Below are 13,081 nucleotides of genomic sequence, written 5' to 3' on the forward strand. Positions count from 1 at the left end.
CCCGCTCCTGTGCTCGGCGCGCTTGAAGTTCCTTCGATCGTAACTCCGCGCCGGAATGCTCGGATCGGCTCGTTGAGCGGGGCGGGTGGTGTTGCCGGCCGCGTGCGCGGGGCGGCCGTTGTCGCCGGCGCGGAGGTTCTAGGCTTCCGGCATGCGCGTACTGGCACTTTTGGACGGGACCCTCGTTGATCCGGAGGCGCCGCTGTTCCGCGCCGACGACCTCGGCGTGATGCGCGGCGACGGCATCTTCGAGACGATCCTGGTCGCGGACCGGAAGCCGAGGGAACTCGGGCCACACCTCGACCGGTTGGAGCGCTCCGCCGGCCTGATGCAGATGCGGCTGCCCGAGCGCGCCGCGTGGGAGCGCGTCGTGCAGGTGGTCATCGACAACTGGCCGTGGGACACCGACCCGCAGATGGCGCTGAAGCTCGTGTGCACCCGCGGCGTCGACGGCGGCGACGGCACCCCCAACGGCTTCGCGATGGGCATGCAGATCGGCCCCGACACGCTGCGCAAGCGCGCCGAGGGCGTCGCGGCGGTGACGCTGGAGCGGGGCTACGCGCCGGACCTGATGGACCGCGCGCCCTGGCTGCTGCTGTCCGCGAAGACCCTGTCGTACGCGGTGAACATGGCCGCGATGCGGGAGGCCGAGTCGCGCGGCGCGGACGAGGTGATCTTCACCGCCACCGACGGCTCGGTGCTGGAGGGGCCGACCTCGACGGTCGTGCTCGCACAGGGCCGCACGCTGCTGACCACGCCGCCCAGCTCGGGCATCCTCAAGGGCACCACCCAGGGCGCGCTGTTCCGCGCCGCGGAGCAGGCGGGCTGGAAGACCGAGGTGGCGAAGTTCCCGGCCTCGGCGCTGTTCGAAAGCGACGGCGTGTGGCTGGCGTCGAGCGTCCGGCTGATGACCCAGGTGCACACCATCGACGGCACCGAGGTCAAGACCGACGCCGACCTGCACGCCGAGATCAACCGCCTCTACGAGTCCAACTACTGATCACCGGCACCGGCGACCGACCGGCGACCGACCGGCCGCAATTTCAATGGAAATCAGACCTTCGATTTCAATGGAAATTGCGGCCGGACGGCGTGTCGCTCCGCGACACGCCGAAGGTTGTGGATGACTCCCGCAAGTTCCATTGAAATTGGACCTTCGATTTCAATGGAAATTGCGGTCCCACGAGGTCGGTCCCGCGAGGTCGGTCCTGCCAGGTCAGCCCATGGTCTTCTGGCCGTCGATCGTCTCGCGGATGATGTCGGCGTGGCCCGCGTGCTGGGCCGTCTCCGCCGCGATGTGCAGGAGCGCCCGGCGCACCGTCCAGCGCTGGCCCTTCTCCTCCTGCCACGGGGCGTCCGGCAGCTGGTGGGAGAGGTCCAGGTCCGGCAGGGTCGCGACGATCTCGTCGGTCCGCTCCGCCACCTCCGCGTACTCCGCCAGCAGCGATTCCAGCGTTTCCCCGTCGGTCGGGTGGAAGGTCGCCGCCTGCTCCGCGAACGCCGCCTCGTCGTAGGCGTCGAACTTGCGGCCGTTGCGGATGAAGTCGGCCCAGCTCCGCTCGACCTCGGTCACGTGCTTGATCAGCCCGCCGAGGCACAATTCGCTCTTGGTCGGCCGCAGGCGGGCCTGTTCGTCGGTGAGGTTCTGCACCGTGTGCCGCAGGAAGCCGCGGTGCGCCCGCAGGAGTTCCAGGATGTCGGCGCGCTCGCCGGTGAGGGTGCTGGTCATGCTCTGCCTGCCTCGGGTTCGTCGGTCAGCTGACCAGAAACGTAGCCCGGGGGTCTGACAAGGAACGGCCGAGCGGGAACCTCAGCCGACGACGCGGTCGAGCTTCGCGGACAGGCGCGGCTGCAGCTCGTGCTCCGAGGTGGCCCGCTCCTCGACGTAGGCCAGCGAGCCTTCGACGACGCCGTAGAGCCGGGTGGCCGCCGTGACGTCTTCGCTGGTCGGTGTGCGCAGGACCGCGTCGGTGCCGAAGTGCCAGGTGGTCTGGCCCTGCGGCTTGCCGAAGAACATCTCGGCGACGCCGGTCTCGTGCAGGATCATCAGCTCGATGGTGTCGTCCGCCTGGGGGCGCAAGAAGCCCACCTCGCGGAACGCGGGCGCGACGACCTTGCCGCCCTCGCCGTCGAGCCGCCACGCGCGGCTCTCGTAGGTCAGGAACGGGCGGCCGTCGTGCGCGATGGTCACCTGCTGGACGAACCAGTACGACTCGTCGAGCGACGGGTGCGACGCCTCGCCCTCGCCGCGCCACACGCCGACCAGCGGCAGCAGTGCGAGGCAGGCGTCGTTCAGCGACGGGCCCATCCGCAGGTTGGCGGTGTCGCCGACGCCGGGCAGGTCGTCGTACTCCGGGACGTTGCGGTCCCGGGTCAGCTTGGCGCGCTCCTCGGCCGCGGCGACCGCGGCGTCGCCGCTGCCGCGCTGTGGTTCGTTCGGCGTAGCAGTCATCGCGTCGAGATTACCGGGAGCCCCGGATCAGTCGCTGTGCAGGCGGTACACCACGTAGCAGGCGAACCAGATGGTGGCCAGCGCGGCGAGCCCGACGAGGGTGACGAGACCGTAGTGCAGGAAGTCGATAAGTTCCACGCGCAAAGGATAACCACCGCGGCGCCCGTCCGGAGTGTGGCGTCGGGCATGATCTGCGGGCGGATACCGCGCCGAACTGCGCTGGGCCGACAGCAGGGGACGGGGATCACATGGACTTCGAGACGTTGCGCGAGCGGGCGCTGGCCTTCCGCGAGGATCTGCTGGCGCGCAAGGACAAGATCGCGCCCGCCGACTTCGGCTGGTACCCGTACGACACGATGGCGAACATCTTCCACCTGGACGCGCTGCTGACCGGCGAGCAGCGCTCGGTGTTCGACCGGATCGCGGGTACCCGCATCGCGGACATCGGCGCGGCCGACGGCGACTTCGGCTTCTTCCTGGAGGCCGAGCTGGGCTGCCAGGTGGACGTGATCGACAACGCGCCGACGAACTTCAACGGACTGCGCGGCGCGCGCCGGCTCGTCGAGGAGCTGGACTCCGGCGTGCAGGTGCACGAGATCGACCTGGACGCGCAGTTCCGGCTGCCCGCCGAGCACTACGGCGCGGTGTTCTTCCTAGGCCTGCTCTACCACCTGAAGAACCCGTACTTCGTGCTGGAGGAGCTGGCCAAGCGCGCCGACCTGTGCTTCGTGTCGACCCGGGTCGCGCAGGTCGCGCCGGACGGCACCCGGATCCAGCAGCTGCCGGTGGCGTACCTGCTGGACCCGGCCGAGGCCAACAACGACGCGACGAACTTCTGGATCTTCAGCGAGACGGGCCTGCGCCGGCTGTTCGACCGCACCGGCTGGGAGGTCGTGGACTTCACGACGGTCGGCTGCCAGGAGGACTCCGACCCGCGTTCCCAGGACCGCGACGAACGGGCCTTCGCCCTGCTCCGGTCCAAGTCCGCCCGCTGACCACAGTGGACGAAAGGGCGCCCCGCACCGAACCGGTGCGGGGCGCCCTTCGCGTGGGGAAGAACTCAGGCGACGGCGATGTCCACCGCGTGCACGCCCGGTCCGCTGGTGGTGACCGCGGTCTGGCCGTTGCCCTCGCGGTGGAGGGCCCGGACCGTCCAGTCGCCCGGGGCGGCGTAGAAGGTGAAGTCACCCTCCGGCGAGGAGACGACCTCCGCTGTGAACTCGCCCGAGGAGTCCAGCAGGCGGACGAAAGCCCCGCCGACCGGCTCGCTGCCGGCCCGCACCTTGCCCGTCACGATGACCTGGTCGGTGTCCTCGGCGACCGCCGTGCCCGACTGCTGCGGCGCTCCGCATCCGCTCATGCTCAACTCTCCTCACCTGGAAAACGAGACCGGGATGGTCAGTTCTTGGCCGCTTCGGCGGGGTTTTCGATCGGGACGCCGACGAGGGAGCCGTACTCGGTCCACGAGCCGTCGTAGTTCTTGACGTTGGCGTTGCCCAGCAGCTCGCGGAGGACGAACCAGGTGTGCGAGGAGCGCTCGCCGATCCGGCAGTAGGCGATGGTGTCCTTCGACGTGTCGAGCCCGGCGTCCTGGTAGATCTCGGTCAGCTCGTCGTCGGACTTGAAGGTGCCGTCCTCGTTCGCGGCCTTGCTCCACGGCACGTTGATCGCCGACGGGATGTGCCCGGCGCGCTGCGCCGACTCCTGCGGCAGGTGCGCCGGGGCCAGCAGCTTGCCCGCGAACTCGTCGGGCGAGCGGACGTCGACCAGGTTCTTGTTGCCGATGGCGTCCACGACCTCGTCGCGGAACGCGCGGATCGAGGTGTCCGGCTCCTGCGCCTTGTAGGTGGTCGCGGCCTTGTTCGGCTCGTCCTTGGTCAGCTCGCGGCCGTCGAGCTCCCACTTCTTGCGGCCGCCGTCGAGCAGCTTGACGTCACCGTGCCCGTACAGCTTGAAGTACCAGTACGCGTACGCGGCGAACCAGTTGTTGTTGCCGCCGTACAGGATCACCGTGTCGTCGTTGCTGATTCCCTTGGCGGACAGCAGCTTCTCGAAGCCCTCGCGGTTGACGAAGTCGCGGCGGACGTGGTCCTGGAGCTCGTTCTTCCAGTCCAGCTTGATGGCGCCCGGGATGTGCCCGCCGTCGTAGGCGGTGGTGTCCTCGTCCACCTCGGCGAACACCACGCCGGCGGTGTTCAGGTTCTGTTCGGCCCACTCGGTGGAAACCAGGACCTCTGCGCGGCTCATCGAGCGACTCCTTCGTTGATCTTCGGTGGTTCAGCGGGTGTCTGATGTGGACGCCCCGACGGGCGCGACGCGCCGGAGCAAGAGGTACATCTGGCAGCCGAGGCAGTAGCCGAACACCGCGTTGAGCAGCGCTGCCACCAGGGCGAACGCGTTCGCGACGAGGCCCAGCGTCGTCCACTCGGCGGCGTAGCCGATGGTGGCCACCAGCGCGAAGGCGAAACCGACCCCCTGGGAGAACCGGACCGGTGCCGGTTCTTCGCGTTCGGCCGGATCGACGGGCGCGAGGCGCGGTTGCACTGCCTGCCGGAACACGTAACCCCACGGGTTGAGCCGCATTCCGAGGAAAGCGCACATCCCGAACAGCACCATCTGTGCGGCGAGCACCCGCCAACTCGCGGTGATCAGCCCGAGCGCGAGGATCGCGCTGGTCATCGCGGCGGTGAAGCGGACGCCACGCGGGTCGAGCGTTGCGGCGGACATGGGGCCTCCTGACTCAGTGGACTTCGACTGCCGAGTCCGTCAGGCGGTTTCGGAGAGCACACCCCAGCCACGCGCGGCCGTGCGATGTGCAAGACGTACTACCGCCCGGTCAGTGCCCGCAACACAGGCTGCTACCCACGCGGCAAAGATCCACCGCGCGCCTCCGGGTCAGCAGTACATGCACGAACCGGAGGTTACCGGCTAGACCGATCGGCGGGAAGGTCGTTCACAGGGTGAGACGCCGTAGTTGGAAGTTCCAGGCTCGTTTTGCGTGGCGGCTCCCCTGCGGGAGTTACGGCCGCCGTCTGGACTGTGGGATCCCCGACTTATGCATGCCCAATACACGGCATCGGGGCTGTCCTCGCCAGACGACGTCTGAGAACCCGCGGCGGTGCAAGTTGCTTAGGTGGGCTAAGCGGCTGCGCCGCTTGCGGCAGCCCTCGCCAGACAGTTTTGGGTTGGGGGGGGGGGGTTGTGGCGGGGGCGGTTTTTGTTTTGGGGTGCCATAGCGCCCCAAAACACTCACGGCCCCGTGACCAGCGTGAACCGTGAAGCTCCAGGCGGGCCGGATGGACCGGCGTCACGCGAGGTGGGGTTGCAGGGCGGTGGCGAGCTCGTCCCGGCGCGGGACTCCTCCGACGCGGAACAGCTCCCGGCCCGCGTCGTCGAGCACGAGCGTCGTCGGGGTGCGGTGCACTCCCAGCGGCGTCGACCACTCCGGGTGATCCGTGAGGTCGACCTCCACGTGGCGCACGCCTTCGGTGCGCCCGACGAAGTCGGACAGCAGGATGCGGGTGTGCCGGCAGGGCGCGCAGAACGTGGTGGACAGCTGCAGCAGCGTCACCTTGGCGTCGGTGTCCGGGGCGTCGGCGAGCTGCTGCCGCAGGCCCTCGGGAAGTTTGTCGAACATGCTCTCCTCGCCGCCGGTCGCCTTGCGCACCTTGCCCTCCCTGGCCCGCCACACCAGGCCGAACACCGCGGCGACGGCGACGGCGATCAGCAGTGCCCAGGTGCCCGCGTTCACCCCGTGGTCACCCCGCCGGCGTTGATGGTGACGTTCTCGGCGATGCCCTCGATGACCAGCGCGCCCCGCTCGACGCGCACGGCGGTCGGCTTGATCTCGAACGGCAGCATCCCCGGGTCGAGGGTGGTGCTGAACTGCTTGAGCACCGACTGCTCGAACAGCTTCGGCAGCTCGATGCGGCCCAGCGCGCTGTTGTTCAGGTCCAGCTTCCGCGGCTCGATCTTCATCTTGTCGTCGACCAGGGACAAGACCGCGATGACCCGCACCTTGTTGTCGGAGCCCGCGATGTTCACGGTGCCGTCCAGCTGGACCACGGCCTTGGTGTCGTCGGTGCCCGCCGCGAGCTGCTCGTCGGCGCTGCTGATGTTGCCGTCGTCGTCGGCCAGCGCGTCCTTGGGGGCCGGCTCGATCGTCAGGTCCTGGATGCCGATCAGCCGCGCGATGTCGGAGGCCTTCAGCTTCACCCGGCCGACGAGCTGGTCGACGGTGATGTGGTCGGCCGTGCCGGAGATCACGTCGGCGGTGGACACCCGCGCGCCGTGCAGGTCGGCCTCGATGCCGACCTCGTTGAGCTGGCCGACCTGCACCGCGTTGGCGGCCAGCTGCACGTCGCGGTAGTTCCCGGCGATGACCTGGGTGAGGAATGGGAACCCGTTGATCCGCACGTCCGGGTTCTCGCGGAGCCGCATCTGCTCGGCGAGCCGCTTCGACACCTGGTACTCGGCGATCGCGGCAGCGCCGAAGTCGGCGCCCACCAGGAGGCCGACGATGATCACGAGGGCGATGGCGAGCTTCTTCACCGAGCGGTCCGTTTCTGGTCGGGGCAGGAGGCCGGTGGCGTTCGGGGGCTAGCGGCCACCACGATCAGGTGGCCCCACTGTATCGGCCGCCCACGCGGCGATGCGGTCCACCAATTCGGCGCTGGTCGAGCTTTCGGCGTGTCGCATGCCAGGGACCAGCCAGAACTCGCCGCCGCCCGCCTCGCTGAGCGCCACCGCGTCGGCCACCGGGAAGTAGTGGTCCTGGTCACCGTGCACGACCAGCAGCGGCACCGGGATGCGCGACGCCAGCTCGATCGGCGAGATCGGCACGTCCGGCCAGGGCGGGGCGAGGCGGACGCCGAGCAGGCGGGCGCTCCAGCGGCCGTGCGGCTGTTCGAGCAGCCAGTGCACCCTGCGCATCGCGGGCGTCTCGCGGACCCACCAGCGCGCCGGGCTGCTCACCGAGATCACCGCGTCCGGCGGCGTGGACAGCGCCGCGTGCCGCAGCACCACCGAGCCGCCCAGCGAGAACCCGACGGTGACCACCTTGCGGCAGCCGAGCTCGCGGAGGCGCTCGACGGCGGCGGCGATGTCCAGCGCCTCGGCGGGCCCGACGGTGGTGCGGCCGCCGGAGCGGCCGTGCCCGCGGAAGTCGACCGCGAGCACCGGGGCGTGGCTCGCCAGCCGTTCCAGCACCCGCCGCACGGCGGGCTTGCGCACGTGGTTGGTGAAGCCGTGGCCGACCACGAAACCGAGGTCCGCAGGCAGGCCCGGACCGGGGTAGAGCAGCCCGCGCAGCGGCGTGCCGTCGGCGGCGGTGAGCGTGATGTGGCGCACCCGACACATGCCCGTAACAAATGGTCGCCCACCGTTCACAAATGTGATGCCGCCGGTTGGACCTGGGTTTTTCCGCCGCATTTCGGTTATTCTCCTTGCCATCCACAGGCAACGACGCCGGGCCGTCCCCCGATTGCGGATGGCCGCTCTCCCACCGGTCGTCGGTGTTTCTCGCCTTGGGACGGAGGCCCCTCTGATGAGCTCCGAACTACTCCTGCTTACCAGTGAATCCGAGTGCGAAGCGGTGCTGCCCGCGCTGGCGCTGCTGCCGCACCGGGTCCGCACCCTGCCCGCCGATCCAGGCGCCATCCTCTCCGGCGGCGCGCACGACGTGATCATCGTCGACGCCCGCAACGACCTGGTCGGCGCGCGCGACCTGTGCCGCCTGCTGGCGGCCGGGGACGTGCCGGTGGTCGCCCTGGTGAACGAGGGCGGGCTGGTCACGATCAGCGCCGAGTGGGGCGTGGACGACATCCTGCTGCCGACCACCGGCCCGGCGGAGATCGACGCCCGCCTGCGGCTGCTGGTGTCGCGGCGCACCAGCGCGGGCTCCGGCGGTGACGGTTCGCTGAGCGTCGGCGACCTGGTGATCGAGGAGGCGACCTACACGGCGCGGCTGAAGGGGCGGGCGCTGGAGCTCACCTACAAGGAGTTCGAGCTGCTCAAGTACCTCGCCCAGCACGCGGGCCGCGTGTTCACCCGGGCCCAGCTGCTGCAGGAGGTGTGGGGCTACGACTTCTTCGGCGGCACCCGCACGGTCGACGTCCACGTGCGGCGGCTGCGCGCGAAGCTCGGCCCGGAGCACGACTCGATGATCGGCACGGTCCGCAACGTGGGCTACAAGTTCGTCCGCCCGAGCCGCGGCGGCTCCGCGCGGGCGGCCGAGCAGGCGCACCCTGAGCTCGAAGCGATCGAGCGCGAGACGGTCGACGCGTACTGATCCACCCGCGAAGGAGCCTCCGGCCGATCCGGCCGGAGGCTCCTTCGCGCATTCCAGGCGATCCCCGGTGGAATTGTTGATCTTCGTCCGGTGCCGGATTCCCGATTCTGCCTAGAATTGGGGTGCCCGATCTTAGGTACGAGCGGAAAATTCCCTTCCGCGTTGCGGAATCATTTGGTGATGATTCACCGTGGCGGGGCGCAATTTCGCGAGAAATTGACGATCGCCGAGTGATGGACAATCAATTCCGCCCGCCCAGGATGACGACGACCACGCGGGGTGATCGAGGTCAGGCGCGGTGGCGCCAGGCCCAGACGGCGGCGCCGAGCGCGAAGCAGGCGAGGCCGCTGAGCACCGATGCCCATGGCAGCGCGAACGCCAGAACCACGCAGCCGACGAGGCCGAGCACGGGGAGCGCGCGCGGGAACCAGCGCTGGTCGCGAGGCAAGGTGAACGCCGAAGCGTTGGCGATCGCGTAGTACACCAGCACGCCGAACGACGAAAAGCCGATCGCACCCCGCAAATCCGTGACGAGCACCAGCACGACGACAGCCGCGACGATCACCAGCTCCGCGCGGTGCGGACTCGCGAAGCGCGGGTGCACCACGGCCAGCGGCGCGGGCAGATCGCGCTCCCGGGCCATCGCCAACGTCGTCCGGCCCACCCCGGCGAGCAGCGCGAGCAGCGAGCCGAGCGCGGCAACCCCGGCGCCAACCACCGCAACCGGCGCCAGCTGCGACAAGCCGCCGGCCCGCACCGCGTCGGCCAGCGGAGCCGACGACGCCGCGAGGCCCGCCGGGCCGAGCGCCACCAGCAGCGAAACCGCCACCACGAAGTACAGGCACACCACGATCCCGAGCGCGACCGGGATCGCGCGCGGGATCGTCCGCCGCGGATCGCGGACCTCCTCGCCGAGCGTCGCGATGCGGGCGTAGCCCGCGAACGCGAAGAACAGCAGCCCGGCGGACTGCAGGACGCCCAGCGGCGCAGGCGGCGGGGACGCCGAGGCGGCAGCCGAGGCACCCCCGAGCCAGATCGCGAGCAGCGTGCACGCGAGCGCCGCGAGCGTGACCGCGAGCAGGATGCGAGCGAGCTTGGCGGTGCGGGTGACGCCGACGTAGTTCACCGCGCCCAGAGCCGCGGCGAACGCCGCGGCGACGGGCTTGGCGGCGGCGGGGGCGAGGTACTCGGCGGCCGTCAGGGCCATCGCCGCGCACGAGGCCGTCTTGCCGAGCACGAAGCCCCAGCCCGCGAGGTAGCCCCAGAACGGGCCGAGCCGTTCGCGGCCGTAGACGTAGGTGCCGCCCGCCGCCGGGTAGCGGGCCGCGAGGACCGCCGAGCTGCTCGCGTTGCAGAACGCGATGATCGCCGCGATGACCAGGCCGATGATCAGGGCCGATCCGGCCGCTGCCGCCGCCGGGGCGAAGGCGCTGAACAGGCCCGCTCCGATCATGGCCGTCAGCCCGATCGTCACCGCGTCCGCGGTGTTCAGGCGTCGGCGGAGCTCGCTCACGTGGTGGTCCTCGCATCTGTCGGCACATCTGCTCCTGAACTCGTCGACCCGTCGGCGGCCTCTCGCCCCGCCCCGCTCGGGCCAGGGACCGGTGCCGGTGCCGGGGCCAGGGACCAGGGCCGGGGCCGGGGTCGTGGCCAGCCACGATTTCAATGGAACTTGCGGATCAACGGCGTGTCGGGGCCCGACACGCCAGGGGATGTGGACAACCCAGGGTGGCTGTGGACAACTTCCGCAATTTCAATGGAAATCGGACCTCTGATTTCCATTGAAATTGCGGACCGGGACCCGGGCTGGGCCCCGGGGCGGAGTGGGTTGGGGCTCCGGCCGGGCCTCGGGGCGAGTGGTGGTGTTCGCCTGGGTTGGCCTTGGGGCGAGGTGGCTTCGGGAAATTAGCGTTCTGCTCGCGTCAACCGCAAGGTTCGTGGGTAACGTCGGTGGCGTGCAGCTGACTTGGCGAAACGGACTGGACAGCAGTGAAGCGGCCGAGGTCATGGCCCTGCTCGACAAGGCCGAGCAGGCCGACGGGGTGGCCCCGGTCGGCGAACACGTGATCTTGCGCCTGAAGGCGCATCGCGACGTCATCCACCAGATCGAGCCGGTGCAGGCCGACGTGCGCTCCGAGCACTTCGTGGTGCGCGACGCCGGGAGCGTCCTCATCGGGTACGCGCACCTGGACACCGAGCACGAGAAGACCGCCGGTCAGCTCGTCGCCGAGCTGGCCGTGCACCCCGACCACCGCCGCAAGGGCGTCGGCACCCGCCTGGTCGAGGCGCTGCTGGACCGCGCCGAGCTCTCCCCGGAACCCGCGCCCGACCTGGGCCGCCTGCGGATCTGGTCGCACGGCGAGCACCCCGGCGCGGTGCGGCTGGCCGAGCGCTTCGGGCTCAGCCGGCCCCGCGAGCTGTGGCGGATGGGCCGGGACCTCGCCACCCCGGAGCTGCCCGAGCCGGAGCTCGCGGAAGGTGTGCGCATCCGCACCTTCCGGGCAGGCCGGGACGAACCCTCCGTGGTCGAGGTCAACCACCGGGCGTTCTCCTGGCACCCCGAACAGGGCGGCATGACCGAGCAGGACCTGCGCGCCAAGGAGCGCGAGGAGTGGTTCGACCCCGCCGGGTTCTTCCTCGCCGTGGACGGCGAGGACCGGCTGCTGGGCTTCCACTGGACCAAGGTCCACCCCGACGGCATGGGCGAGGTCTACGTCGTCGGCGTCGATCCGGCCGCGCAGGGCGGCGGGTTGGGTCGGTCACTCACGGTGGCCGGATTGCGCCACCTCCGCGACACTGGATCCCGTCAGGTGATGCTCTACGTCGAAGGTGACAACGCGCCCGCAATCAAGGTCTACCAGCGGTTGGGATTCGAGAAATGGGACACGGACGTGCAATTTGGGCGCTGATCGATCTTTGCCCTGAGTCACTGGTTCACCTGAGAATCGGGCTGCCAATCCCCCGTTCGACTGTGGGCCTGCTTACTTAGCGTGCCTTGTTCACCTCCCGTTCACTTCGATGGCGAAGGCCGTCCACCCCGACTCCCTAGCGTCCCTGGCGAGCGGCAAAACACGGGCCTGCGCCTGCTCGGCCGCGCAACCGCAGGGTTTCCAACTGGAGGAACGAAGTGAAGATCAAGCGGCACAGCGCTGCGTTCGCCGTTCTCGCCGCGGGCGCGCTCGTGCTCGCCGGCTGCGGGTCGGACCAGAACACCCCGCAGGGTGGCGGCAACCCGGCCCTGGACGGCCTCCAGGTCGAGTGCGGCACCAAGCCGGTCTCCGGTGAGGGCTCCTCCGCGCAGAAGAACGCCATGGACGTCTTCGCCCGTGACTACGGCCTCAAGTGCGCCGGTCAGAAGCTCAACTACACCAAGTCGGGCTCCGGCAAGGGTGTCGCCGCCTTCACCGCCGGCCAGATCGACTTCGGCGGTTCCGACTCGCCGCTGAGCGAGGAGAAGGGCGAGGTCGCCAAGGCCGCCGAGCGCTGCCAGGGCAACCCGGCCTGGAACCTGCCGATGGTGTTCGGCCCGGTCGCCATCTCCTACAACCTGCCCGGCGTCACCGACCTGACCCTCAACGCCGACGTGATCGCCAAGATCTACCAGGGCCAGATCAAGAAGTGGGATGACCCGGCGATCAAGGCGCTGAACCCGAACGCGCAGCTGCCCGCCAAGGACGTCGTGCCGTTCTTCCGCTCGGACGAGTCCGGCACTACCGATAACTTCCAGAAGTACCTGACCACCGCCACCGGCGGCAGCTGGACCGGCAAGGGCAAGCAGTTCCAGGGTGGCCCCGGCATCGGCCAGGGCCGCGACGGCAGCGACCAGGTCGCGCAGTCGGTGAAGGCCACCGAAGGCAGCATCACCTACGTCGAGTGGTCCTTCCCGAAGAACCTCGGCCTGGGCATCGCCAAGATCGACAGCGGCGCCGGCCCGGTCGAGCTGACCACCGCCAACGTCGGCAAGGCCATCGAGGACGCCGAGATCAAGGGCGAGGGCAACGACCTGCGCGTCAACCTCGACTCGATCTACGGCAACAAGGCGCCGGGCGTCTACCCGATCGTGCTGAACACCTACGAGATCGTCTGCTCCAAGGGCTACGACGCGGAGACCGCGAAGTCGGTCAAGGCGTTCCTGACGGTCGCGGCCAACGCCAACCCGGACGAGCTGGAGAAGGCCGGCTACGTGCCGCTGCCGGAGTCCTTCAAGGGCAAGGTCCTGACTGCCGTCAACGCCATCTCGTGAGTAACCCGGGTCGCACATACCCAGGGTGAAACAAGGGTCGAACGGACGAAGTGAGAGGCTGCAAACAGCAGTGACCGACTCGACTAGAGCCGATCAG

Annotated in this window: 15 protein-coding genes; 5 read left to right on the plus strand and 10 right to left on the minus strand. The window is 69.6% G+C overall.

What is annotated here, in order from left to right:
* The first annotated feature begins 151 nt into the window (after positions 1 to 151).
* Positions 152 to 1,000 (plus strand): aminodeoxychorismate lyase, encoded by an 849-nt coding sequence (locus ACWEV3_RS08270; RefSeq protein WP_452613219.1) that lies wholly within the window; start codon positions 152 to 154, stop codon positions 998 to 1,000.
* Positions 1,001 to 1,216: 216 nt separating this feature from the next.
* On the opposite strand, the gene ACWEV3_RS08275 is transcribed toward ACWEV3_RS08270, so the two are convergent.
* A complete protein-coding gene (locus ACWEV3_RS08275) occupies positions 1,217 to 1,729 on the minus strand; it encodes a DinB family protein (RefSeq protein ID WP_452613220.1) in 513 nt (170 codons plus the stop codon).
* Positions 1,730 to 1,810: 81 nt separating this feature from the next.
* Complete coding sequence (locus ACWEV3_RS08280; RefSeq protein ID WP_358581453.1) at positions 1,811 to 2,452, minus strand: FABP family protein; 642 nt, start codon at positions 2,450 to 2,452, stop codon at positions 1,811 to 1,813.
* 248 nt (positions 2,453 to 2,700) lie between these two features.
* Here ACWEV3_RS08280 and ACWEV3_RS08285 point away from each other — a divergent pair, with 248 nt between their 5' ends.
* Positions 2,701 to 3,447, plus strand: a complete 747-nt coding sequence (locus ACWEV3_RS08285) for a class I SAM-dependent methyltransferase (RefSeq protein ID WP_397527791.1) — start codon at positions 2,701 to 2,703, stop codon at positions 3,445 to 3,447.
* A gap of 65 nt (positions 3,448 to 3,512) precedes the next feature.
* On the opposite strand, the gene ACWEV3_RS08290 is transcribed toward ACWEV3_RS08285, so the two are convergent.
* The 7 genes from ACWEV3_RS08290 to ACWEV3_RS08320 all read right to left on the minus strand — a co-directional run bounded on the left by ACWEV3_RS08290 (position 3,513) and on the right by ACWEV3_RS08320 (position 7,810).
* Positions 3,513 to 3,812, minus strand: a complete 300-nt coding sequence (locus ACWEV3_RS08290; protein ID WP_452613221.1) for a DUF1416 domain-containing protein — start codon at positions 3,810 to 3,812, stop codon at positions 3,513 to 3,515.
* A 38-nt stretch (positions 3,813 to 3,850) separates the two neighbouring features.
* Complete coding sequence (locus ACWEV3_RS08295) at positions 3,851 to 4,699, minus strand: sulfurtransferase (protein WP_358581457.1); 849 nt, start codon at positions 4,697 to 4,699, stop codon at positions 3,851 to 3,853.
* Positions 4,700 to 4,729: 30 nt separating this feature from the next.
* Entirely contained in the window at positions 4,730 to 5,179 is a 450-nt protein-coding gene (locus tag ACWEV3_RS08300) for a DUF4395 domain-containing protein (RefSeq protein WP_452613222.1), read from the minus strand.
* Positions 5,180 to 5,288: 109 nt separating this feature from the next.
* The gene (locus ACWEV3_RS08305; RefSeq protein ID WP_350945149.1) at positions 5,289 to 5,363 is read right to left on the minus strand and encodes a putative leader peptide; all 75 of its coding nucleotides are present in this window, start codon (positions 5,361 to 5,363) and stop codon (positions 5,289 to 5,291) included.
* Positions 5,364 to 5,759: 396 nt separating this feature from the next.
* Positions 5,760 to 6,203 carry a TlpA family protein disulfide reductase gene (locus tag ACWEV3_RS08310; protein WP_132482198.1) on the minus strand — a complete coding sequence of 148 codons (444 nt, stop codon included), beginning with the start codon at positions 6,201 to 6,203 and terminating at the stop codon, positions 5,760 to 5,762.
* Complete coding sequence (locus tag ACWEV3_RS08315; protein WP_452613223.1) at positions 6,200 to 7,003, minus strand: LmeA family phospholipid-binding protein; 804 nt, start codon at positions 7,001 to 7,003, stop codon at positions 6,200 to 6,202. Before ACWEV3_RS08315 ends, ACWEV3_RS08310 begins: the two co-directional genes overlap by 4 nt.
* Before the next feature lie 48 nt (positions 7,004 to 7,051).
* Positions 7,052 to 7,810, minus strand: coding sequence for an alpha/beta hydrolase (locus ACWEV3_RS08320; RefSeq protein ID WP_452613224.1), 759 nt, complete (start codon positions 7,808 to 7,810; stop codon positions 7,052 to 7,054).
* 187 nt (positions 7,811 to 7,997) lie between these two features.
* On the opposite strand from ACWEV3_RS08320, the gene ACWEV3_RS08325 reads away from it, so the two are divergent.
* A complete protein-coding gene (locus tag ACWEV3_RS08325; protein ID WP_358581468.1) occupies positions 7,998 to 8,741 on the plus strand; it encodes a winged helix-turn-helix transcriptional regulator in 744 nt (247 codons plus the stop codon).
* 289 nt (positions 8,742 to 9,030) lie between these two features.
* On the opposite strand, the gene ACWEV3_RS08330 is transcribed toward ACWEV3_RS08325, so the two are convergent.
* Positions 9,031 to 10,254 (minus strand): APC family permease, encoded by a 1,224-nt coding sequence (locus tag ACWEV3_RS08330; RefSeq protein WP_452613225.1) that lies wholly within the window; start codon positions 10,252 to 10,254, stop codon positions 9,031 to 9,033.
* Between the two features lie 442 nt (positions 10,255 to 10,696).
* Here ACWEV3_RS08330 and mshD point away from each other — a divergent pair, with 442 nt between their 5' ends.
* Positions 10,697 to 11,650 carry a mycothiol synthase gene (gene mshD / locus ACWEV3_RS08335; protein ID WP_452613226.1) on the plus strand — a complete coding sequence of 318 codons (954 nt, stop codon included), beginning with the start codon at positions 10,697 to 10,699 and terminating at the stop codon, positions 11,648 to 11,650.
* A 218-nt stretch (positions 11,651 to 11,868) separates the two neighbouring features.
* Positions 11,869 to 12,984, plus strand: coding sequence for a phosphate ABC transporter substrate-binding protein PstS (gene pstS / locus ACWEV3_RS08340; RefSeq protein WP_452613227.1), 1,116 nt, complete (start codon positions 11,869 to 11,871; stop codon positions 12,982 to 12,984).
* Positions 12,985 to 13,081: the final 97 nt, after the last annotated feature.

Source organism: Saccharopolyspora sp. NPDC003752 (assembly GCF_053605825.1).

What these genes read in the sequence shown, in the direction of transcription:
- ACWEV3_RS08270 (WP_452613219.1), top strand. Translation starts at nt 152, where the DNA reads ATGCGCGTACTGGCACTTTTGGACGGGACCCTCGTTGATCCGGAGGCG.
- ACWEV3_RS08275 (WP_452613220.1), bottom strand. Translation starts at nt 1,729, where the DNA reads ATGACCAGCACCCTCACCGGCGAGCGCGCCGACATCCTGGAACTCCTG.
- ACWEV3_RS08280 (WP_358581453.1), bottom strand. Translation starts at nt 2,452, where the DNA reads ATGACTGCTACGCCGAACGAACCACAGCGCGGCAGCGGCGACGCCGCG.
- ACWEV3_RS08285 (WP_397527791.1), top strand. Translation starts at nt 2,701, where the DNA reads ATGGACTTCGAGACGTTGCGCGAGCGGGCGCTGGCCTTCCGCGAGGAT.
- ACWEV3_RS08290 (WP_452613221.1), bottom strand. Translation starts at nt 3,812, where the DNA reads ATGAGCGGATGCGGAGCGCCGCAGCAGTCGGGCACGGCGGTCGCCGAG.
- ACWEV3_RS08295 (WP_358581457.1), bottom strand. Translation starts at nt 4,699, where the DNA reads ATGAGCCGCGCAGAGGTCCTGGTTTCCACCGAGTGGGCCGAACAGAAC.
- ACWEV3_RS08300 (WP_452613222.1), bottom strand. Translation starts at nt 5,179, where the DNA reads ATGTCCGCCGCAACGCTCGACCCGCGTGGCGTCCGCTTCACCGCCGCG.
- ACWEV3_RS08320 (WP_452613224.1), bottom strand. Translation starts at nt 7,810, where the DNA reads ATGTGTCGGGTGCGCCACATCACGCTCACCGCCGCCGACGGCACGCCG.
- ACWEV3_RS08325 (WP_358581468.1), top strand. Translation starts at nt 7,998, where the DNA reads ATGAGCTCCGAACTACTCCTGCTTACCAGTGAATCCGAGTGCGAAGCG.